The organism is Pseudomonas sp. NBRC 100443, assembly GCF_030268185.1.
Lineage (GTDB): Bacteria > Pseudomonadota > Gammaproteobacteria > Pseudomonadales > Pseudomonadaceae > Pseudomonas > Pseudomonas citronellolis.
The window spans coordinates 150,308-171,102 of record NZ_BSQE01000014.1; the positions used below are offsets into that span (position 1 = coordinate 150,308).

20 protein-coding genes are annotated in these 20,795 nt (G+C 63.4%); 6 read left to right on the forward strand and 14 right to left on the reverse strand.

Annotated elements, in window-relative coordinates:
- Positions 1-330 precede the first annotated feature (330 nt).
- The 6 genes from argE to QSJ95_RS19230 form a co-directional block, all read right to left on the reverse strand.
- The gene (argE, locus tag QSJ95_RS19205; protein WP_285644600.1) at positions 331-1,482 is read right to left on the reverse strand and encodes an acetylornithine deacetylase; all 1,152 of its coding nucleotides are present in this window, start codon (positions 1,480-1,482) and stop codon (positions 331-333) included.
- Positions 1,483-1,546: 64 nt separating this feature from the next.
- A complete protein-coding gene (locus tag QSJ95_RS19210; protein ID WP_285644601.1) occupies positions 1,547-2,221 on the reverse strand; it encodes a DUF1028 domain-containing protein in 675 nt (224 codons plus the stop codon).
- Between the two features lie 10 nt (positions 2,222-2,231).
- Complete coding sequence (locus QSJ95_RS19215) at positions 2,232-2,654, reverse strand: RidA family protein (RefSeq protein WP_043270240.1); 423 nt, start codon at positions 2,652-2,654, stop codon at positions 2,232-2,234.
- 3 nt (positions 2,655-2,657) lie between these two features.
- Positions 2,658-4,007 carry a flavin-containing monooxygenase gene (locus QSJ95_RS19220; RefSeq protein WP_052267767.1) on the reverse strand — a complete coding sequence of 450 codons (1,350 nt, stop codon included), beginning with the start codon at positions 4,005-4,007 and terminating at the stop codon, positions 2,658-2,660.
- Between the two features lie 235 nt (positions 4,008-4,242).
- Positions 4,243-4,932 (reverse strand): NYN domain-containing protein, encoded by a 690-nt coding sequence (locus QSJ95_RS19225; protein ID WP_058071608.1) that lies wholly within the window; start codon positions 4,930-4,932, stop codon positions 4,243-4,245.
- Between the two features lie 204 nt (positions 4,933-5,136).
- Positions 5,137-6,057, reverse strand: a complete 921-nt coding sequence (locus tag QSJ95_RS19230; RefSeq protein WP_009614289.1) for a LysR family transcriptional regulator — start codon at positions 6,055-6,057, stop codon at positions 5,137-5,139.
- Positions 6,058-6,194: 137 nt separating this feature from the next.
- On the opposite strand from QSJ95_RS19230, the gene aptA reads away from it, so the two are divergent.
- The 3 genes from aptA to QSJ95_RS19245 all read left to right on the forward strand — a co-directional run bounded on the left by aptA (position 6,195) and on the right by QSJ95_RS19245 (position 9,508).
- The gene (aptA, locus tag QSJ95_RS19235) at positions 6,195-7,541 is read left to right on the forward strand and encodes an omega-aminotransferase AptA (RefSeq protein ID WP_285644602.1); all 1,347 of its coding nucleotides are present in this window, start codon (positions 6,195-6,197) and stop codon (positions 7,539-7,541) included.
- Positions 7,542-7,835 (forward strand): cupin domain-containing protein, encoded by a 294-nt coding sequence (locus QSJ95_RS19240; RefSeq protein WP_069862934.1) that lies wholly within the window; start codon positions 7,542-7,544, stop codon positions 7,833-7,835. It abuts the gene before it with no gap.
- 176 nt (positions 7,836-8,011) lie between these two features.
- Positions 8,012-9,508: a CoA-acylating methylmalonate-semialdehyde dehydrogenase gene (locus tag QSJ95_RS19245; protein ID WP_058071610.1), complete on the forward strand. Its 1,497-nt coding sequence runs from the start codon at positions 8,012-8,014 to the stop codon at positions 9,506-9,508.
- Between the two features lie 63 nt (positions 9,509-9,571).
- On the opposite strand, the gene QSJ95_RS19250 is transcribed toward QSJ95_RS19245, so the two are convergent.
- The 4 genes from QSJ95_RS19250 to QSJ95_RS19265 form a co-directional block, all read right to left on the reverse strand.
- Complete coding sequence (locus QSJ95_RS19250; RefSeq protein WP_285644605.1) at positions 9,572-9,718, reverse strand: hypothetical protein; 147 nt, start codon at positions 9,716-9,718, stop codon at positions 9,572-9,574.
- Entirely contained in the window at positions 9,715-11,196 is a 1,482-nt protein-coding gene (locus QSJ95_RS19255) for an anti-phage dCTP deaminase (protein WP_285644606.1), read from the reverse strand. Before QSJ95_RS19255 ends, QSJ95_RS19250 begins: the two co-directional genes overlap by 4 nt.
- An 82-nt stretch (positions 11,197-11,278) precedes the next feature.
- A complete protein-coding gene (locus QSJ95_RS19260; protein WP_285644607.1) occupies positions 11,279-11,746 on the reverse strand; it encodes a BRO-N domain-containing protein in 468 nt (155 codons plus the stop codon).
- Between the two features lie 376 nt (positions 11,747-12,122).
- Positions 12,123-12,563 carry an RDD family protein gene (locus QSJ95_RS19265; RefSeq protein ID WP_161796254.1) on the reverse strand — a complete coding sequence of 147 codons (441 nt, stop codon included), beginning with the start codon at positions 12,561-12,563 and terminating at the stop codon, positions 12,123-12,125.
- A 473-nt stretch (positions 12,564-13,036) separates the two neighbouring features.
- Between QSJ95_RS19265 and QSJ95_RS19270 the strand changes: the two genes are divergently transcribed.
- On the forward strand, positions 13,037-13,318 hold the full coding sequence (locus tag QSJ95_RS19270; RefSeq protein ID WP_285644608.1) for a helix-turn-helix domain-containing protein: 282 nt from the start codon (positions 13,037-13,039) through the stop codon (positions 13,316-13,318).
- A 50-nt stretch (positions 13,319-13,368) separates the two neighbouring features.
- On the opposite strand, the gene QSJ95_RS19275 is transcribed toward QSJ95_RS19270, so the two are convergent.
- The 4 genes from QSJ95_RS19275 to gbcB all read right to left on the reverse strand — a co-directional run bounded on the left by QSJ95_RS19275 (position 13,369) and on the right by gbcB (position 17,302).
- Positions 13,369-13,689: a DUF2845 domain-containing protein gene (locus QSJ95_RS19275; protein ID WP_285644609.1), complete on the reverse strand. Its 321-nt coding sequence runs from the start codon at positions 13,687-13,689 to the stop codon at positions 13,369-13,371.
- Positions 13,690-13,753: 64 nt separating this feature from the next.
- On the reverse strand, positions 13,754-14,536 hold the full coding sequence (locus tag QSJ95_RS19280) for an NYN domain-containing protein (RefSeq protein WP_249918357.1): 783 nt from the start codon (positions 14,534-14,536) through the stop codon (positions 13,754-13,756).
- Between the two features lie 60 nt (positions 14,537-14,596).
- Positions 14,597-15,883, reverse strand: a complete 1,287-nt coding sequence (locus QSJ95_RS19285) for an NAD(P)/FAD-dependent oxidoreductase (RefSeq protein WP_285644613.1) — start codon at positions 15,881-15,883, stop codon at positions 14,597-14,599.
- 315 nt (positions 15,884-16,198) lie between these two features.
- Complete coding sequence (gene gbcB / locus QSJ95_RS19290; RefSeq protein ID WP_009614271.1) at positions 16,199-17,302, reverse strand: glycine betaine monooxygenase reductase subunit; 1,104 nt, start codon at positions 17,300-17,302, stop codon at positions 16,199-16,201.
- A 447-nt stretch (positions 17,303-17,749) separates the two neighbouring features.
- Between gbcB and gbca the strand changes: the two genes are divergently transcribed.
- Both gbca and QSJ95_RS19300 read left to right on the forward strand, forming a co-directional pair.
- Positions 17,750-19,039 carry a glycine betaine monooxygenase oxygenase subunit gene (gbca, locus tag QSJ95_RS19295; RefSeq protein ID WP_009614269.1) on the forward strand — a complete coding sequence of 430 codons (1,290 nt, stop codon included), beginning with the start codon at positions 17,750-17,752 and terminating at the stop codon, positions 19,037-19,039.
- A 700-nt stretch (positions 19,040-19,739) separates the two neighbouring features.
- Positions 19,740-20,717 carry a dipeptidase gene (locus tag QSJ95_RS19300; RefSeq protein WP_069862948.1) on the forward strand — a complete coding sequence of 326 codons (978 nt, stop codon included), beginning with the start codon at positions 19,740-19,742 and terminating at the stop codon, positions 20,715-20,717.
- The last annotated feature ends 78 nt before the right edge of the window (positions 20,718-20,795 follow it).

Here is a 20,795-nt window from a genome sequence, read left to right on the forward strand (position 1 = left end):
GAGCCCCTCTCCCCAGCCCTCGGCTGCGCGCCCCGCCCTGAAGGGAGAGGGGGCTAGTCCGTGCCGAGAAGAGGAATGGTTTCAGCCGGAAACCTTCGGCGTTGCCGGCTAACTCCAGAACACCCTGCCCTGCCCAACGGCTCCTCTTCCTTGAGAGAGAGGGGGCCTGTCCGTGCCGAGAGGTGGCATGGTCTCAGCCTGAGACTTTCGGCGTTGCCGGCTAACTCCTATACATCCGCGTCTGCCCAACGGTCCCCTCTCCCTTCAGGGAGAGGGTTAGGGAGAGGGCGCTCTCAAACCCGCGCACCAACCCACCCAGCAAGACACCAATCAAGCCTTCATCCACTCCACTAACCGCCCCAACATCCCATCACAAGCCGCCAACTGCTCCACACTGACAAACTCATCCGGCTTGTGCCCCTGATCCATGCTCCCCGGCCCGCACACCACGGTCGGAATGCCCGCCTGGTCGAACAACCCGCCCTCGGTACCAAAGGCCACCGTGGAAAACTCATCCGAGCCACTGAGCCGCGCCAGCAGCTGCGCCACCTCGCTCTGCGGATCGGTAGCCAGCGCCGGGTAGGCCGACAGCTCGCTGAAGCGGATGTCCGCCTCCGCCTTCACCGAGCGCATCTTCGGCAGCAGCTCGGTTTCGGCGTAGTCACGCAGTTGCTCGGCGACCTGCTGCGGGTCGTCGCTGGGCAGGGCGCGGACCTCGAAGTCGAACTGGCATTCGGCCGGGACTATGTTCAGCGCGCGGCCGCCGCCGATCACCCCGGTCTGCACCGTGGAGTAGGGCGGGTCGAAGCGCGGGTCGTGGCGTTCCGGCGCGGCCAGGCGGGTGCCGATCTCGCCCAGGTGGTTGATCAGCTTCGCCGCGTATTCGATGGCGTTCACCCCCTGCGGGGCGTAGGCCGAGTGGCAGGCTGCGCCGTGCACCTGGCAGCGCATGGCCAGCTTGCCCTTGTGCCCGAGCACCGGCTTGAGCTCGGTGGGCTCGCCGATGATGCAGGCGATCGGCTTGTGCTCGCGGCGTTCCAGGTCCGCCAGCAGCGAACGCACGCCCAGGCAGCCGACTTCCTCGTCGTAGGAGAAGGCCAGGTGCAGCGGCACGCGCAAAGGCTGGGCGAGGAAGGCCGGCACGGCGGCCAGCACGCAGGCGATGTAGCCCTTCATGTCGGCCGTGCCGCGGCCGTACAGGCGGCCGTCGTTCTCGGTCAGCTCGAAGGGCGGGACGCTCCAGTTCTGGCCGTCCACCGGCACCACGTCGGTATGCCCGGACAGGCACACGCCGCCGCGGTCGCGCGGGCCGAGGGTGGCGAACAGGTTGGCCTTGCCGCCGGCCTCGTCGAAGAACAGCTCGGCCTCCACGCCCAGGCCGGCGAGGTAGTCCTGGATGTACTTGATCAGCGCCAGGTTGGAATTGCGGCTGACGGTGTCGAAGGCGATCAGCCTGGCGAGGATGTCACGGCTGGAAAGCATGCAATGTCTCCGTAGGATGGGTTAGCCGCGAAGCGGCGTAACCCATCGATTGGCGTCGATGCGCTTACTCGTCGCCGGGCACGCCGTAGCTCGGCGCCTTGGTCGGGTCCAGCGCGCGGGTGATGTAGTCCTGCATCTGCGGCTTGTAGGCTACCCAGAGTTTTTCCAGTTCGTCGATCGGCGCCTCGTCGGCCCAGTCCACGCGCAGGTCCACCATCGGCCAGACCAGGTCGCCCACCACCTTCAGCGCCGCCGAATGCACCGGCCCGGCTTCGCCGCCGGCGGCCATTGCCGCCTGCATCGCCGCCAGCAGGCGTTCGGCCAGGCAGCCGTCGGCGGCCTCGAAGGCCCTGGTCATGGCTTCGATCACCGCGGTGGACGACAGCAGGTTGCCCGCCGCCACGCAGTTTTCGCCGGCCACTGCGTGGTTCACGCCCAGCGCCTCGCTACCGGTGAACAGCGCCACCTGGCCGTGCTGGTTGATGACCGTCACCTGGCGGTACTCGCTGTAGCCGTTGCTGGACAGCGCCTGGTCCAGCGCGGCGGCCGGCGCCAGGCCCGCTTCCAGGCGGTCGAGGATCTGCGGGCCCAGGGCCGGCAGAGTCACGTTCTGCGTGGCCACCGCGCCGACGCCGGCGCGCACCCAGGGGCAGCGCGCGCCGACGGCGATGCTCGACGAGCTGATGGCGATGCCCAGCTGGCCGGTTTCGGCGCAACGGCCGACGATGGAGAAGGTCATGGGCCGCTCCTTATTGTTCCCAGTCGTCCGGAATCACCGCGATCACGTCGATCTCCATCAGCCACTGCGGCTGGCCCAGGGCCGAGACCACCAGGCCGGTGGAGATCGGGAACACGCCCTTGAGCCACTTGCCGACCACCTGGTAGACCGGCTCGCGGTAGCGCGGGTCGATGATGTAGGTGGTGGTCTTGACGATGTGCGACAGGTCGCTGCCGGCTTCTTCCAGCAGCTGCTTGACGTTCTTCATCGCCTGCTCGGCCTGGGCCGCCGGGTCGCCCAGGCCCACCAGGTTGCCGTTGAAGTCGGTGCCGACCTGGCCGCGCACGTATACGGTGTTGCCGGCGCGCACGGCCTGGCAGAGGTCGTTGTCCAGGGACTGGTTCGGGTAGGTGTCCTTGGTGTTGAACATGCGGATGCGGGTGTGGGTAGGCATCACTTACTCCCAGGAAGCGGCTTTTTTGGCTTGCGATTCGGCGGAGGCCTCGCGCTGCGAGGCGTCCTGGTATTCGACGTATTTGCGTTGCGTGGCGATGTGCCCGGCGATGTGCTTGGCGTCGTGCCACACGCCCCAGATGAACGACGAGCCCCGGCGCGACAGCCACGGCAGGCCGACGAAGTACACGCCCGGCTCGCGCGACACGCCGCGCTGGTGCTTGGGCTTGCCCTTGTCGTCGAAGGCGTCCACCTGCAGCCAGTCGAAGTCCACGGCGTAGCCGGTGGCCCAGATGATCGAGGTGATGCCGGCGGCGGCCAGGTCCAGCTCCAGGATCGGGTTGCGGATGCACTCGGCGTCCGGGTAGACGCGGCGCGCTTCGGGTTCTTCCGGCAGGTCCAGGCCGTTGCGTTCGATGTAGGCGTCGGCGGCGTCGAGCAGGTCGAGGTAGTTCTGGTCGCCGGCCTGCAGGTTCTTCACCAGGTCTTCCTGGAAGCTCACCTTGCCGTCGGCAAAGGCCTTGGTCAGGCCGACCAGGGTGATGCCCTCGTTGGCCAGGCGGCGGAAGTCGATGGTCTCGCCGCCACGGGCGCCGCTCACGGCGATGGTCACGTGCTCGCGGCCGGGCTGCACTTCCTCGGCGTCCCACAGGCCGAGCACGCCCAGCCACCAGACGAAGTCGCGGTTGCGGTAGGAGCGCGGCGGGCGGTCATGGGCGCCTACCGAGAGGAACACCCGCTTGCCGGCGCGGTTCAGCTCGTCGGCGATCTGCACGCCGGAGGAGCCGGCACCCACCACCAGCACGGCGCCTTCGGGCAGCTGCTGCGGGTTGTAGTACTGGGCCGAGTGGATCTGCTGGATGCGCTCGTCCTTCGGCGCGATGGCCGGGATCACCGGGCGCTGGAACGGGCCGGTGGCGGAGACGATGCGCAGGGCTTGAAGGGTGCCTTCGGAGGTTTCCACGGTGAAGCCGGGGCGGCCTTCGTTGCGGGTCACCTTCTTCACTTCCACGCCGGTGCGGATGGGCGCGTTGAACTGCTTGGCGTAGGCGACGAAGTAGTCCGCCACCTGCTCCTTGTGCGGGAACTCGTCGGGGCCGACGGGGAATTCCATGTTCGGGAAGCGGTCGTGCCAGGCCGGGCCGTTGGCCACCAGCGAATCCCAGCGGCCGGTGCGCCAGGCTTCGGCGATGCGGCTCTTCTCCAGCACGATGTGCGGCACGCCCTGGGCGGTCAGGTGCTCGCTCATGGCCACGCCGGCCTGCCCGGCGCCCACCACGAGGGTGTCGGTTTCAATGCCATCGAGCGATTTGCCGGCGGGCTTGCCGAAGGCGGTCTGGTTCGGATCGGCCATGGGGTGACTCCTCGGACTCTGATCGTTGTTGTTCTGCGGTCGCGACTGTCCACCGCGTGTTGGCCGCATTCTGTTCAGACCCGGGCATTAGCGAAATTATGATTTTTGTAGTCGCAGGCTAGGGAAAAGCTGTGGGCCCGCGAGCCACGGGCCGCGCGGGGCGACGGGGAGGGGGTATAGGTTTTTGCGTGGCAGGGAAGATAAAACGTATGGGGTGATGTGGTATGCGCTTGGGTTACCAGTAATCCGGTTTGCAGGCCGGGCGCTTACGCGTTGGCACCCGGGGAGGAAATTGGTGCGCTCGCAATTCTTCGGTCGTGATGGTGCGACGCGTCCAGTGCGCATACTCAAGGAGCGATCCAGGGGGCTCACGCTTGATGCCTTCGCGGTGAGGAAGGATCACGCCTATCCGCAATTGCGGAAAATCCTCCCGTAAGGCCCGCAGGGCCGGCGTCATGTCCGTATCGGCCGACACCAGAACTATCTGCTCGATTCGCTCTTCTGCTGCGGAACTGGTCTGCCGCGCCGCCAGGCGGTACATGCTGATGGCCAGATGGACGTCGGTTTCCTTTTCTTCCAATTGCCAGATATCGACCAGGTCCGCCCGGGACGCGGGTGTTTTTCTGTCGATGAACCGTGGCGCTCGCCCGGGCTCCAGGCGGTGCCGCCCGACGAAGACCTCCACACCACGGACTTTCAGGGCACGGATGTAGGTGTCCTGCGCCTGCTTGGAAAGGACGCCGCGTGATGCCAGGTCCGGCTTCACCCCTGCGGTGAAGTAATTGACCGCCACCATCCGGGCAACGGGATCCTGTACTCGCAGTACATGCTCGAGCAGACCAGGAAGGTCGAGCCACTTGAATGCGGTGCCGGCAAGCAGGCCATAGAAGAGGTTATAGCCGTCGACGAAGAAGGCTGTTCTCACGAATTTCCAATCCCTAGAAACGAAAAAACCGGCCAGTTGGCCGGTTTCTTCACCCCAACGGCCAGCGAACTGAATCGCTGCGTACGGGGTTGAGTCGTAAAAAGGATGCTAGGGAGGCGGGGATCTGATGTCAACCGAATTCAGTTGACAAAAAATACCTAGGACCTGCCTGTCGTGGCTAGGCCGTTTCGTACGTTGCCAGGTCTACCGGCTCTCCGCCACCGCCTCCAGGAACCGCTCCAGCACCAGGTTCGGCCGCCGTCCCTTGCGCGTCACCACCGTCAGCGGGATGTCGTAGTGGAAGCGCTCCGGGCGCAGCGCGCGCATGCGGCCCTGGGCCACCCAGTCGGCGGCGTAGTGGTCGGGCAGGTAGCCGATGTAGCTGCCGGTGAGGATCAGGAAGGCCATGCCCTCGCGGTCCGAGGCGTTGGCGCTGGCGTTCAGCTCCTGGTGGCGCTCCTGGGCCTCGGCGGGGATGCGGTAGCTGGGCGCCACCGCGTCGCAGGCGTGGATCTCCGCCACCGTGATGCCCGCGTCCTCGCGCTCGAACAGCGGGTGCTCGCGGCTGCAGAACAGCAGCGACCGTTCGTCGTACAGCGGCGAGTACTCCAGCCCCGACAGCGGGCTGATGAGCGGCACCACGCCTATATGCAGGCGGCCGTCGAGCACGCCCAGCTCGATCTCGTTGGGCGTAGTCATGCCGATGTTGATGCGCACTCCCGGGCCGCTCGCCTTGAGCGCGCGCAGGGCGTGGGTGATGCGCATCTGCGGCAGGGTCACCAGGTTGTTGATGATGCCGATGTTCAGCTCGCCGCGCAGGTGCTGGTGCAGCTCGTTGACCTCGGCGCGGAAGCCCTCCAGCGCCGCCAGCAGCGACTGGGTGGCGCGGTACACCTCGCGGCCTTCGTCGGTCAGCGCGAAGCCGGCGCGGCCGCGCTGGCACAGGCGCATGCCCAGGCGCTTCTCCAGGTCGCCCATGTGCAGGCTGATGGCCGAGCGGCTGATGCCCAGGGTGCTTTCCGCGGCGGAAAAGCTGCCGCACTCGACTATGGTCTTGAAGATGCGCAGCAGGCGGATTTCGAAGTCGCTGACCTGGCCCAGGGACGGGCTGCGGGTTTTCGCCATTTTTGTTTTACCGAATCGAAACTGAACGTGAGAAGAATAGGCTTTAACTCACGTTAAGTCAGGCCCAATCTTGAGCCATCGCAGCAGGCGTGACGCGGCCTGCGCGCCCAACAAGACAGTCGTCGAGGACGAGCTCCATGAACCAGCAAGTGAACGTAGCGCCGTCGGCCGCCGCCGACCTGAACCTGAAGGCCCACTGGATGCCCTTCAGCGCCAACCGCAACTTCCACAAGGACCCGCGCATCATCGTGGCCGCCGAGGGCAGCTGGCTGGTGGACGACAAGGGCCGGCGCATCTACGACAGCCTGTCCGGCCTGTGGACCTGCGGCGCCGGTCACTCGCGCAAGGAAATCGCCGACGCGGTGGCCAAGCAGATCGGCACCCTCGACTACTCCCCGGGCTTCCAGTACGGCCACCCGCTGTCCTTCCAACTGGCCGAGAAGATCGCCCAGATGACCCCCGGCACCCTCGACCACGTGTTCTTCACCGGCTCCGGTTCCGAGTGCGCCGACACCTCGATCAAGATGGCCCGCGCCTACTGGCGCATCAAGGGCCAGGCGCAGAAGACCAAGCTGATCGGCCGCGCCCGTGGCTACCACGGCGTGAACGTCGCCGGCACCGCCCTGGGCGGCATCGGCGGCAACCGCAAGATGTTCGGCCCGCTGATGGACGTCGACCACCTGCCGCACACCCTGCAGCCGGGCATGGCCTTCACCAGGGGCGCCGCCGAGACCGGCGGCGTCGAGCTGGCCAACGAACTGCTGAAGCTGATCGAGCTGCACGACGCCTCGAACATCGCCGCGGTGATCGTCGAGCCGATGTCCGGCTCCGCCGGCGTGATCGTGCCGCCGAAGGGCTACCTGCAGCGCCTGCGGGAAATCTGCGACGCCAACAACATCCTGCTGATCTTCGACGAAGTCATCACCGCCTTCGGCCGCATGGGCAAGGCCACCGGCGCCGAATACTTCGGCGTGACCCCGGACATCATGAACGTCGCCAAGCAGGTCACCAACGGCGCCGTGCCCATGGGCGCGGTGATCGCCAGCAGCGAAATCTACGACACCTTCATGAACCAGAACCTGCCGGAATACGCGGTGGAGTTCGGCCACGGCTACACCTACTCCGCGCACCCGGTCGCCTGCGCCGCCGGCATCGCCGCGCTGGACCTGCTGCAGAAGGAAAACCTGATCCAGCAGTCCGCCGAGCTGGCGCCGCACTTCGAAAAAGCCCTGCACGGCCTCAAGGGCACGAAGAACGTCATCGACATCCGCAACTGCGGCCTGGCCGGCGCCATCCAGATCGCCGCCCGCGACGGCGACGCCATCGTCCGCCCGTTCGAAGCCAGCATGAAGCTGTGGAAGGAAGGCTTCTACGTGCGCTTCGGCGGCGACACCCTGCAGTTCGGGCCGACCTTCAACGCCAAGCCCGAAGACCTCGACCGCCTGTTCGACGCGGTCGGCGAAGCCCTCAACGGGGTGGCGTAAGTGAGCGAGCGTCCCAAGGCCGTGCCGACGGTGCAGATCGACAACGACAAGGTCCTGGTCACCGAGTGGCGCTTCGCCCCGGGAGCGGAGACCGGCTGGCACCGCCACGGCATGGAGTACGTGGTGGTCCCGGTGACCAACGGCGAACTGCTGCTGGAAACCCCCGAAGGCGAGCGGCGCGCGCCGCTGGTCCTGGGCCAGAGCTACACCCGCCAGATCGGCACCGAGCACAACGTGATCAACCCGTGCGACCACGAAGTGGCCTTCATCGAGATCGAGCTCAAGCAACACTGAGCCCGCGGGCCCGCGCGTAGGCATGCCGGTTCGGCCGGGCTTACCCTGGCCGTCCCGGCGCCCTCCGCGGCCCACCCAACACACCGAACAATCCCCTCTCCCTTCAGGGAGAGGGTTAGGGAGAGGGGCTCTTACGCTCCTCCTCCAAACCCCACTCAGCGAGAAGAGACAAGACGATGACCATCATCAAGCACCTGATCGGCGGCGAGCTGATCGCCGACACCGGCCGCACCGCCGACGTCTTCAACCCGTCCACCGGCGAGGCCGTGCGCAAGGTGCCGCTGGCCGACCGCGAAACCATGCAGCAGGCCATCGACGCCGCCAAGGCCGCCTTCCCGGCCTGGCGCAACACCCCGCCGGCCAAGCGCGCCCAGGTGCTGTTCCGCTTCAAGCAACTGCTTGAAGCCAACGAAGAGCGCATCGTCAAACTGATCAGCGAAGAACACGGCAAGACCATCGAAGACGCCGCCGGTGAACTCAAGCGCGGCATCGAGAACGTCGAATACGCCACCGCCGCCCCGGAAATCCTCAAGGGCGAGTACAGCCGCAACGTTGGCCCGAACATCGACGCCTGGAGCGACTTCCAGCCCATCGGCGTGGTCGCCGGCATTACCCCGTTCAACTTCCCGGCCATGGTGCCGCTGTGGATGTACCCGCTGGCCATCGCCTGCGGCAACACCTTCATCCTCAAGCCGTCCGAGCGTGACCCCAGCTCCACCCTGCTGATCGCCGAACTGTTCCACGAAGCCGGCCTGCCCAAAGGCGTGCTGAACGTGGTGCACGGCGACAAGGGCGCGGTGGACGCGCTGATCGAGGCCCCGGAAGTGAAGGCCCTGAGCTTCGTCGGCTCGACCCCGATCGCCGAGTACATCTACAGCGAAGGCACCAAGCGCGGCAAGCGCGTGCAGGCCCTGGGCGGCGCCAAGAACCACGCCGTGCTGATGCCCGACGCCGACCTGGACAACGCCGTCAGCGCGCTGATGGGCGCCGCCTACGGCTCCTGCGGCGAGCGCTGCATGGCCATCTCGGTAGCCGTGTGCGTGGGCGACCAGATCGCCGACGCCCTGGTGCAGAAGCTGGTTCCGCAGATCAAGGGCCTGAAGATCGGCGCCGGCACTTCCTGCGGCCTGGACATGGGCCCGCTGGTCACCGGCGCTGCCCGCGACAAGGTCACCGGCTACATCGACACCGGCGTGGCCCAAGGTGCCGAGCTGGTAGTGGACGGCCGCGGCTACAAGGTCGCCGGCCATGAGAACGGCTTCTTCCTCGGCGGCACCCTGTTCGACCGCGTGACCCCGGAAATGACCATCTACAAGGAAGAAATCTTCGGCCCGGTCCTGTGCATCGTCCGCGTGAACAGCCTGGAAGAAGCCATGCAGCTGATCAACGACCACGAATACGGCAATGGCACCTGCATCTTCACCCGCGACGGCGAAGCCGCCCGCCTGTTCTGCGACGAGATCGAAGTGGGCATGGTCGGCGTCAACGTCCCGCTGCCGGTCCCGGTGGCCTACCACAGCTTCGGCGGCTGGAAGCGCTCCCTGTTCGGCGACCTCCACGCCTACGGCCCGGACGGCGTGCGCTTCTACACCAAGCGCAAGGCCATCACCCAGCGCTGGCCGCAGCGCAAGAGCCACGAGGCGGCGCAGTTCGCTTTCCCCAGCAATAGCTGAGGTGGCGTGAGGTAAGGGAAAGGCCGGTCGATTGACCGGCCTTTTTCTTAGATATAAATTTTATTAGCTGCTCTTTTCTTTTGCATCTTTTTTGAATTTCTGATCTTCAGCTGAGTTTAAAACTTGAGCTTTGGTCAGTTGATAGTCGCGTTTCCATGCAGGCCATTGCTCAGCGATTTTTTTTGCCTTGTCAAAGTCATCTCTTTTCATTTGGCCTCCTGTGCTTCCATCTCGGTGATACTAGCTAGTTCGTTTACGAGGATTATTTCGGCGTCTAAGTACGAAAGTGGCCTCATGGGAACACGAAGTTCAGCGTCGCGTCTAGCCCAACTTATGACATTTCCCTTGTCTTTTCTTTTGATCTTTCTTCCGCTACTTAAGTTCATGGAGAATAAATCTACAAATTTTCTAGGGCCTATTCCGACAAAAGGTTCAAATTTAACTTTTGTCTGCTTCGCCTTGTTTGCCTTGCTTGAGCTTTCAGCATCAATAGAGTCGTCATGTAGCATGGTTGCATAGCTTTTGGGATAGGGCTCTACATACTTAACTCTTGAAATTCCTGCTGCAACAATATGTTTTGCACAGTTGTGACATGGATAGGTCGTAGTATACAGAGTGGCGCCCTTTACCGAAACTCCATTCCGACCAGCTGACAAAATGGCCTCCATTTCAGCATGAACTGCTCGGCCATATTCAGTTATGTCTAGAAGGCCTGTATCTTTAAGCGCATGTCTTCCATTTTCAATTAGTTCTTCGTCTGATAGTTCTTCGTTGCCAGGAAGTTTTTTCATGATTTTAATTATAATTTTCTGCTTTTCAGCTTCATTGAAATCTTTTCCAAGCCTGTAGTCCCTTTTGTCCTCTGCATCAGGCCAATAGAGTCCACCACCAAATTTTGGCACATCATTAGCTCCAGTCGAGACAATGTCGCCGGATGTACTGGAAATTACCGCTCCAACTTGCCTGGATAAATCGGCAGATCGCAATGATGCCGCATATGCCATGAACATGGCATACTCTTCAGCAGTTGGGGGTGTTAGTGGGTTTGAGAATAATAAATTTAGGATTCTAGAAAGCTGGTCAGATAGTCGCTCGGCGTCATCGGTAGTGACGAAAGCATCAGCCATTTGGAAAACATCTCGAGTCCTCTGTCCATGATCTGCGGACTCTTTATCATCTCTGCTTATAAGTCGATCTAGTTCTTCTTTAGGAATACCCTTGAGGTTCTCAAGATATCTCTTTCTGTTTTCGATACTAGAGGAGACTCCGATCAAGAAAAAACCATCCCCATAGACATTTCGTAGTGTTTCGACTTCGTCAGGATTTTTTAGTGATCTTATTAAATGAACATTTCGAAATAGAGGGGCGGTGGATGTTACGTCCTTTTCGCGAAGTTTGTATATGGCGTCAATGGCTAAGAGTGCGTAAAAATCATCTCGGTTGTATTTCTCTCTTAGTAACTTCCCATTGTTCATTCCATTATCTAGCCGTTCAAGTTCAGACGCCCCTTCTCGTAATGGATCACCATAGGAATTTCCTAGCTTGCTAAGATGAATTAGATTGATTTTATAGTTGAATTGTTTGAATAGTGATTCGATCCTGTTGTGGACGTCGTCTAGATTAATTCCTACGGGAGAAACTATTCCAATCACTAGTTCGCAGTTTGCAGAATGTTCATGTATATCCATTTTTGTTTTCCTTTAACTGCTCCTGCATGCTCTGACTGTAATTAGCTTAAGTTTTTCTGGTTTGTCAATAAAGATTCATAACCTATTGATTTTCATTGGTTATATTTCTGATGGTCTGAGGTATGCCTTCCAGCGCTACCCAAAGCTCTCCCTGCCATTCAAGTAAAACCAATTGCCGAGCCTGCCAACTCATCACTATTCGCTTTGGAGCAGCGTTACTTAAGGAGTGCTGGTCGCGCAGATGAGGAATAACTTCCCGAGTCAGCCAGGTGTCCAGATGCTGGCTCTCCGGGTGGCCGAAACGCACTAGGGCCTTATAGAGCCCGGCTTCGCTGAGGACGTCCACGGCTTCTTCGCTGCCGGTTTCGTATTGCAGACGGATGCGCCGGGTTTCGTGGGGCAGAACACGGTGCTGGAAGGTGTGGGGATGGCGGATGCCCAGGAGACGGGCGAGGTCGTAGGACGCGAACCAAGGCTGGTTGTCGATCATCACCGTGCGCAGGGGGCGGCCGTGGCGAGTGAAGAAGGTGGGGGTGTATTCGTCATGCATGGTGAGACTCCTATCAGCTATCTAAGAGCTGCCACCTGGTGTCGCCAAACGGAAGGTGGCAGACCGCGCGGGGTTGGCGAACCGGCTGATAGGACCCGGCAGACCCGAAGGTCTCCCCGCGCGATCCGCCGTTAAGCATTGCAGAGTTTCTGCAATCGTGCGGGAGCCTGCAAAAACGTTCGCTGTTTTCACAGACGCCATCTGGCGCCATCGCGCCCATCAGAACCCGGGTCGCCAAACCCGATCACGACTTCAGCCGTGACCGGTGCAGGATAGGGAGCGGCCCTTGGCCGGGATACGGCGATATTTCCGATGTGCGTGTAGGAGTAAGCTTGCTCGCGAATGAGGGCCCCGGTGACAGGGGGCGTTCGTTCGCTTATTGCCCGGGTTGTGCCCTGATTTCTGCGGAGATGGCCAAAAGATCTCGACGAGGAATCACATAGGTACGAGCCAGCATGTCGCCAAGACGCTGACAGCGTGCGGAATAGACGAAGATTACTGTGGCGACCAGGGGGCCGAGTAGGAAAGGGTTGGTTTCCAGTAATCGACAGAAATTACGCACCAGGCTTTGAATGAGTGTTGGTGGCTCGCCGTTCGGGCCTATGACAACAAGTCGGAACAACCACTTTCCTGGCGTGCGTCCCTTCAACAGCCATTCCGTCAGGGGAAAGTAAAGCAGCATCCAGGCCACACTCAGCGTGAAGGGCCGCTTCAGTATATCGATGCAGGCCATGCCGCCGGCGATTGCCAGGATGTCGAACGTATAGGCCAGGCCTCGGAGGGCGAGCAGCTTGTTTCTTGAGACTTGGCGATCCAAAAACAATATCTCCGCAAATAAATATTGAGGGTGTGCAGCAGATTCAGAGGTATGTCGAGTGCTGCACCGTTGGGAAAGTAAGCGAAAGGCCTTCCTCTGGTTTGTCAGTCTGCACGGTGTCTTCCGTTGCGCAATGTACTGCAGTTGAGGGCTTTGGTTGGAAGGTCTCTTCCATCCCATGCATGGGCTTAGTGGAACTCAGTGCCGATCAGCATCAATGCCTTGGCGCTAGTATATCGGGGCTTCTTTCCCTCTCCACGGCCTTCTAGGGGGCCGTTCGGAGTCGCTTGGAGCGCTCGTAGCCATGGCAGGCACATGGCATATAGGACGCATTTAGAGTGAACTCCTACTGAGGCGTCGGAATGGCCCGGTAGTCTCTCCCTATTCAGTTATGAAAATCCTCATGGGCTTGAGGATTAACGAATATCTACTTAGTCCAACCCATGAATCCTCAAGAACGTGAGGATTTCCCAATGAACGTCAAGATCGACTCTCCCGCCGCCCTTGGCCTGCTGGTGCGCGCCAGCCGAAAGGCCATGAACCTGCGCCAGGATGATGCCGCCGGTAGCATCGGCGTGAGCGAGAACTTCCTCGGCAAGGTCGAGCGCGGTTCGGCGCGCGTGCAGTGGGGCAAGCTGTTCCAGGTGCTGCAGGAGTTGGGATTGGAGCTGTCCGTTGAGGTGCCGGAGCACTATGCGGAGCCCACGCGACACCATCTGCAGCAGCTTGTTCACAAGGCTGATGGTGTGGGCTGAGGACTGGTTCGCGAGCAAGCTCGCTCCTACAGAGCGAAAAGCAGTGGGGTTCAGCGGAACTCGGTGCCGATCAGCATCAGGATGCCTTCGCGGAAGCGCAGTACGCGGGTGGCGCCGTTCTGTGGGGGATAGGTCCAGACTTCGAAGGTCGGCCCGCCGGGGATGAATTTGCCATCCGGGCCGCGGCGGGGTGGGAGGGGGCCTATCACTTCGCGTTTTGCCGGCGCGCCGCACTTTTCCAGCACCGCGTCCATCTTGTCGCCTTCGTTGATCAGTTGCGTGCCGCAGCGCAGCGTCGAGGCCTGGGCGCTGGTGCTCAGGGCCAGGCCGAGCAGCAGGGCGGCGAAGAGGCTGCGGGGTAGGGCGGTCATGGTTTTCCTCCTCGATGACCGCCCTAGCATACCGGCTCGCTCCGGCCCGGGCCTTTGACGCGGCTCACTTGCGCACGTTGCGCGCGTACAGGTCCTTGCCGCCGCTGTTGCTGCCGCCGCGGGCCTGGAGTTCGAAGCGCTTGGGGTGGCCCTTGATCAGGTCGCTGAGTTTCTTGAAGCCGTACAGCCGTGGGTCGAAGGCGGGGCGCAGTTTGCTGATGTTCTGGCCGAGGGCGCCGAGCTGCACCCAGTCTTCCTCGTCGTCGGCGATGTCGTCGAGCACCTTGGCGATGAAGTCCAGCGGCACGCGCTGGGGCTTGGGCTTGGCGGCGGGGGCCTTGGGTTCCTGGGGCTGGCCGGTTTCGGCCGGCTCCGCCGGGGTCACCGGGTCGGCGCGGAGGATTTCGGTGTAGATGAATTTGTCGCAGGCGCGCACGAAGGGGTCGGGCGTCTTGCTCTCGCCGAAGCCGTAGACCATCAGGCCTTCCTCGCGCAGGCGGGCGGCCAGGCGGGTGAAGTCGCTGTCGCTGGAGACCAGGCAGAAGCCGTCGAAGCGGCGGGTGTAGAGCAGGTCCATGGCGTCGATGATCAGCGCGCTGTCGGTGGCGTTCTTGCCCTTGGTGTAGGCGAACTGCTGGATCGGCTGGATGGAGTGGTCGAGCAGCACCTGCTTCCACTTGCCCAGTTGCGGCTGCGTCCAGTCGCCGTAGATGCGCTTGACGCTGGCCACGCCGTACTTGGCGATTTCCTCGAACAGGCCTTCGACGATGGCGGCGGGGGCGTTGTCGGCGTCGATCAGCACGGCCAGGTGCGTCTGCTGGCGGTTGGGGGTGGTCTTGATTGCCATGGGGGCTCCGATCTGGAAATTTGCATCGACCTTAGACCGGCAGCGCTCCGGGCACCAGCCCTAGCCGTTGAGACGGCGGCTGTCGAAGGCGTCGCGGGCCTCGTAGGCGCTGTAGGTGGCCTGGGCGGCGAGCAGGCCGGCGAGGCCGAAGGCGTGGGTCAGGCCGAAGCGGGCGAAGCCGGGCGGCACCGCCCTGGCGCCGCTGATGGCGTCGGCGAGCACTTCGCCGGCCACGGTGGTCGGCGCCATGCCGTGGCCGCCGAAGCCGATGGCGTGCCAGATGCCGGCTTCGTCCTGGCCGATCTGCGCCATCTGGTGGCGACCGTAGCTCATCAGGCCGCCCCAGGCGTAGTCCACCTTTACGTCGGCCAGCTGTGGATAAACCAGCGTCAGGTCGCGCTTGAGCAGGGCGGCGATGGCCTCCGGGCCGCGGTCGAGGATGGAGATGCGCCCGCCCCAGAGGATGCGGCCGTCGGCCAGCGGGCGGTAGTAGTCGAAGGCGAAGCGGGTGTCGTAGACCGCGGCCTGGCAGGCGATGGCGTCCTGCAGGTGCTCGCCCAGGGGCTCGGTGGCGATGACGTAGGTGGCGATGGGCAGCACCGCGCGTTCGATGGGCCGGTACAGGCCGCGGGCGTAGCCGCCGCCGCAGAACACCACCTGTTCGGCGTGCACTTCGCCGCCGGCGGTGCGCACGACGAAGTGGCCGTCGCGTTTTTCGATGCCCAGGGCTGGCGAGCCTTCGTGGATGCGCACGCCCAGGCCGGCGGCGGCGCGGGCCACGCCGCGCACGTATTTCAGCGGGTGGAAGTGGAAGGCGTTGCGTTCCAGCAGGCCGCCGAAGTAGCGCTCGGTCTTGAGCTGTTCGCGGAGCGCGCCGGGGGCGATGGGTTCCCAATCCACGCCGTAGGCTTCCTTCATCAGGCGCCGGGGCTTTTCCAGGCGCGAGGGGTCGTTGAACCAGTTGGCGAGGATCACGCCCTGGTCCACCAGGTCGCAGTCGATGGCGTACTGGCGCGCGCGTTGGCGGATCAGGTCCACCGCTTCGAGGGTCAGGTGGTAGAGCCGCCGCGCCTGCTCGGCGCCGAGGGTGGCGAGCAGGTCGGCGTTGCCCAGGCTGTAGCCGCCGAAGACGAAGCCGCCGTTGCGGCCCGAGGCGCCGTAGCCCACGTAGTGCGATTCCAGCAGCGCCACGTCGGTGATGCCGCGCTCGGCCAGGCCCAGGGCGGTGTTGAGGCCGGCCAGGCCACCGCCGAGGATGCACACGCGGGTATCGAGGCGGCCGGTCTGGGTGGGGTAGGTCGGCTTTGCGGAGGTGGCTTCGTAGTAGGTTTGGGTGAAGGTGGGCATGGCGGACTCGTCCCTTGAGCTGTTGAACGAGTGTTTAGCCTTGGGGCGGGGAGGGCAATTGAAAAATCTTCGGGTTGGGATTCCTTGGGGGACTGGAGTGCAAGGGGTTTAGAGCGCCCTCTCCCCAACCCTCTCCCTGAAGGGAGAGGGGGCTTGTCAGTGCCGAGAAAGGATTTGGTATCAGCCGGGTGCTCGGTACAAGCCGGCTAACGCTGAAATATCAAAACACGCCGAACGGTCCCCTCTCCCTTCAGGGAGAGGGTTAGGGAGAGGGAGCGGGCTCGAACCATCGCACCGCGGCCTACCCGAGCGCACTCAATACTCGATCACCACATCCCCCTTCGGCACGCTGCAGCACGACAGGATGTAGCCCTCGGCCACGTCTTCGTCGGTAATGCCGCCATTGTGCTCCATCTCCACCTCGCCGGAGCGCTTCATCACCTTGCAGGTGCCGCAGATGCCCATGCCGCAGGCCTTGGGGATATGCAGGCCGAGCTTGGCGGCGGCGGCGTGGACGGTTTCGCCGGGGCCCACGCGGATGCTCTTGCCGGTTTCGCAGAATTCCACGTTGTTCAGGTCGGCGGCGGGGATTTCCGGGGCTTCGGCGGCTTCGGCGGCCAGCTCCTTCACTTCCTCGCGGACTTCCGGCGGCGTCGGGCCGAAGGCTTCCTCGTGGTAGCGCGACATGTCGTAGCCTTCGGCTTCGAGCAGGCGCTTGATCGCGTGCATGTAGGGCGTGGGGCCGCAGCAGAAGACTTCGCGTTCGAGGAAGTCCGGGGCTATCAGCTGCAGCATGGCCTTGTTCAGGAAGCCGCGGTAGCCGGCCCAGGCCTCGCCCATCTCGTACTTCTCGCAGATCAGGTGGACCTTGAAGTTGGCGATGCGCGAGGCCATGTGGTCCAGCTCGCGGTGGTAGATGATGTCTTTCGGCGTGCGCGCGCTGTGCACGAAGACCATGTCGACCGAGCCGTTGGTGTCGAAGAACCAGCGCGCCATGGACATCACCGGGGTGATGCCGACGCCGCCGGAGAGGAACAGCGCCTTGTCGGTGGGGAAGTCGATGGCGTTGAAGTTGCCCACCGGGCCGTGCACCGGGACGACGTCGCCTTCCTTGAGGTTGTCGTGCAGCCAGTTGGAAACCTTGCCGCCGGGCACCCGCTTGATGGTGATGGAGAAGCTGTAGGGCACCGAGGGCGAGCTGGAGATGGTGTAGGAACGCATGATCGGCTGGCCGTCGATCTCCAGCTCCAGGGTGACGAACTGCCCGGGCTTGAAGAAGAACAGGATCGGCTGGTCGGCCATGAAGCAGAAGGTGCGTACGTCCCAGGTCTCCTGGATGGCCTTGACGCAGCGCACCAGGTGGCGGCCGTTGGTCCAGGTCTGGGTGTTCACCGGGTTGAGGAAGTTGCTCGTCGACATGGTGTCTCTCCGCGCACGCAGGCCGTTTCCCGGCCGAATGGGGCAGCGCCGGGCGGGGACGCTCGCCCCGGCCTTTTCGGCATGCCTGATGGGGCCGATTGTGCGCACGCCCCGTTCCCCCCACTTACCTGCCAGCGACATTTGCATGCTTATCGCGACCTGCCGCCTGGGGCGGGGGCTGCCAGGTCGGAAACGGATGCGGTCGTGTCGCCCATGGATAAGGCACCGCAAAGGCCCGGACGCACACTGCCCCCAGCCGAAACGAAGGTAATCCACCAGAGCGCCTGACCTTCACGCCCGCCGCCGCGGGCCCCGCCCATCGGCAGGGCGGGATTCCGGAGCCACCGGAGTGCCGAAGGCCGTGAACGCCACCTTGCGTAGCGTCGAACCGTATCAGCCACCCAATTTCGCCGCCGCCGATCCCCGGCGCGGCATGAGGACCAACCGATGGACGTCACTACCACCCTGAGTCTGGGCGATCCGCTGGAACCGGCCCGCAAGGCCACCGCCGAGATGCTGCGCACCCGCGACCATTCCTTCTCGCTGCCGCAGCCGTTCTACAACGACGAGCGCCTGTTCAAGCTCGACATGCAGGAGATCTTCCAGAAGGAATGGCTGATCGCCGGCATGACCTGCGAGATTCCCGCCAAGGGCAACTTCCTCACCCTGCAGATCGGCGACAACCCGGTCATCGTGCTGCGCGGCGCCGAGGGCAAGATCCACGCCTTCCACAACGTCTGCCGCCACCGCGGCTCGCGCCTGTGCGTGAGCGACAAGGGCAAGGTGGCCAAGCTGGTGTGCCCCTACCACCAGTGGACCTACGAGCTGGACGGCCGCCTGCTGTTCGCCGGCACCGAGATGGGCGCCGACTTCGACATGAAGGACTACAGCCTCAAGCCTGTGAACGTGAAGACCGCCGGCGGCTACATCTTCATCTCCCTGGCCGAGAACCCGCCGGCCATCGACGACTTCCTGCGTACGCTCGAGCACTACATGGAGCCGTACGACATGGAGAACACCAAGGTCGCCGTGCAGACCACCATCCGCGAAGCGGCCAACTGGAAGCTGGTGCTCGAGAACAACCGCGAGTGCTACCACTGCAACGGCTCGCACCCGGAGCTGCTGAAGACCCTGCTGGAGTGGGACGACGTCACCGACCCGCGCGCCAGCCAGGCGTTCAAGGACCAGGTGGCCGCCTGCACCAAGGCCTGGGACGAGGAGAAGATCCCCTACGCCCATGCCAGCTTCGGCCTGCGCAACCGCATCGTGCGCATGCCGCTGCTCGACGGTACCGTGTCCATGACCATGGACGGCAAGCAGGGCAGCAAGAAGCTGATGGGCCGCATCAAGAACCCGGACCTGGGCTCGATGCGCATCCTCCACCTGCCGCATTCCTGGAACCACTGCATGGGCGACCACCTGATCGTCTTCACCGTGTGGCCGATCAGCGCGCAGGAAACCGTCGTCACCACCAAGTGGCTGGTGCACAAGGACGCGGTGGAAGGCGTGGACTACGACGTGCAGCGCCTGCGCGAAGTGTGGGACGCCACCAACGACCAGGACCGCCGCCTGGCCGAGGAAAACCAGCGCGGCATCAACTCCACCGCCTACCAGCCGGGCCCGTACTCCAAGACCTACGAGTTCGGCGTGATCAACTTCCTCGACTGGTACAGCGAGCGCATGCTCAACAACCTCGGCGAAGAGTCCGCCCACGCGCGGCTGGTCGCCCACGAGTAAACCCAGGTCCACCCGGCGCCCCCTTCACTGGGGGCGCCTGCATTTCGGAGGGGAGAGCGTGGATAGTCTGCTGTTCTATGGCAGTTCGGTGGTCGTCGGCGGGTTGATGGTGTGGAACCTGGTGGCTTGCTGGCGCAATCGTTGAGGGCTCGGCGCTTTTCGTAGGAGCGAGCTTGCTCGCGAACGGTGTTTGCCGGGAGCTGCAGGTGCAGGGTTTGAGAGCACCCTCTCCCTAACCCTCTCCCTGAAGGGAGAGGGGACCGTTCGGAGTGCTCGGATATTTCAGAGTCAGCCGGCAGCTCTGCAGTTTCCGGCTAAAGCCATGCTCATCTCGGCACGGACAAGCCCCCTCTCCCTTCAGGGAGAGGGCTGGGGAGAGGGAGCGGAGTCAACCCAACACACCAGAGCCGCCGGGGAGCACTGTTCGCGAGCAAGCTGGCTCCTACGAAAAGCCATCGTCCCACGAAAAGCCATCCCCCCTCATTCCCCCAGGCTCTCTAAACCGCCCCCCTCATACCCATATGCCCGCCCGCGACGCCTTCGGTGTCGCGCATGTCGCCGGCTTGACGCTTTCGGTACGACCCTGGTCGTTTTCGAACCGGGCCGCCCCGCCACCCGGGGATATGCTGCCCCCAAAGCGCCGGCACAAGCCCCGGCGCGCCGAGCCTGACAAGCCTTGCCTGATATAGAGAGACGCCAGATGAGCCCAGCCGAACTTCACGCCGACAGCATCGTCATCGATGGCCTGATCATCGCCAAGTGGAACCGCGAACTCTTCGAGGACATGCGCAAGGGCGGCCTGACCGCCGCGAACTGCACCGTGTCCGTGTGGGAGGGCTTCCAGGCCACGGTGAACAACATCGTCGCCAGCAATAACCTGATCCGCGAGAACAGCGACCTGGTCATCCCGGTGCGCAGCACCGCCGACATCCGCCGCGCCAAGCAGCTGGGCAAGACCGGCATCCTCTACGGCTTCCAGAACGCCCACGCGTTCGAGGACCAGATCGGCTACGTCGAGGTGTTCAAGCAGCTGGGCGTGGGCATCGTGCAGATGTGCTACAACACCCAGAACCTGGTCGGCACCGGCTGCTACGAGCGCGACGGCGGGCTCTCCGGCTTCGGCCGCGAGATCGTCGCCGAGATGAACCGCGTTGGCGTGATGTGCGACCTGTCCCACGTCGGCAGCAAGACCAGCGAGGAAGTCATCCTCGAATCGAAAAAGCCGGTCTGCTACTCCCACTGCCTGCCCTCGGGCCTGAAAGAGCACCCGCGCAACAAGTCCGATGAGGAACTGAAGTTCATCGCCGACCACGGCGGCTTCGTCGGCGTGACCATGTTCACGCCGTTCCTGGCCAAGGGCGTGGATGCCACCATCGACGACTACGCCGAGGCCATCGAGTACGTGATGAACATCGTCGGCGAGGACGCCATCGGCATCGGCACCGACTTCACCCAGGGCCATGGCCAGGACTTCTTCGAGTACCTGACCCACGACAAGGGCTACGCCCGCCGCCTGACGCGCTTCGGCACCATCATCAACCCGCTGGGCATTCGCACCGTGGGCGAGTTCCCCAACCTCACCGAAACGCTGCTCAAGCGCGGCATGCCCGAGCGAGTGGTGCGCAAGGTCATGGGCGAGAACTGGGTGCGCGTCCTGGCGGACGTCTGGGGCGAGTAAGCCCGGGCCGCCGACTTCCTTCGTAGGGTGGGTGACGCGCAGCGATACCCACCATGCCGGCACCCTGCCGGCCAAGAT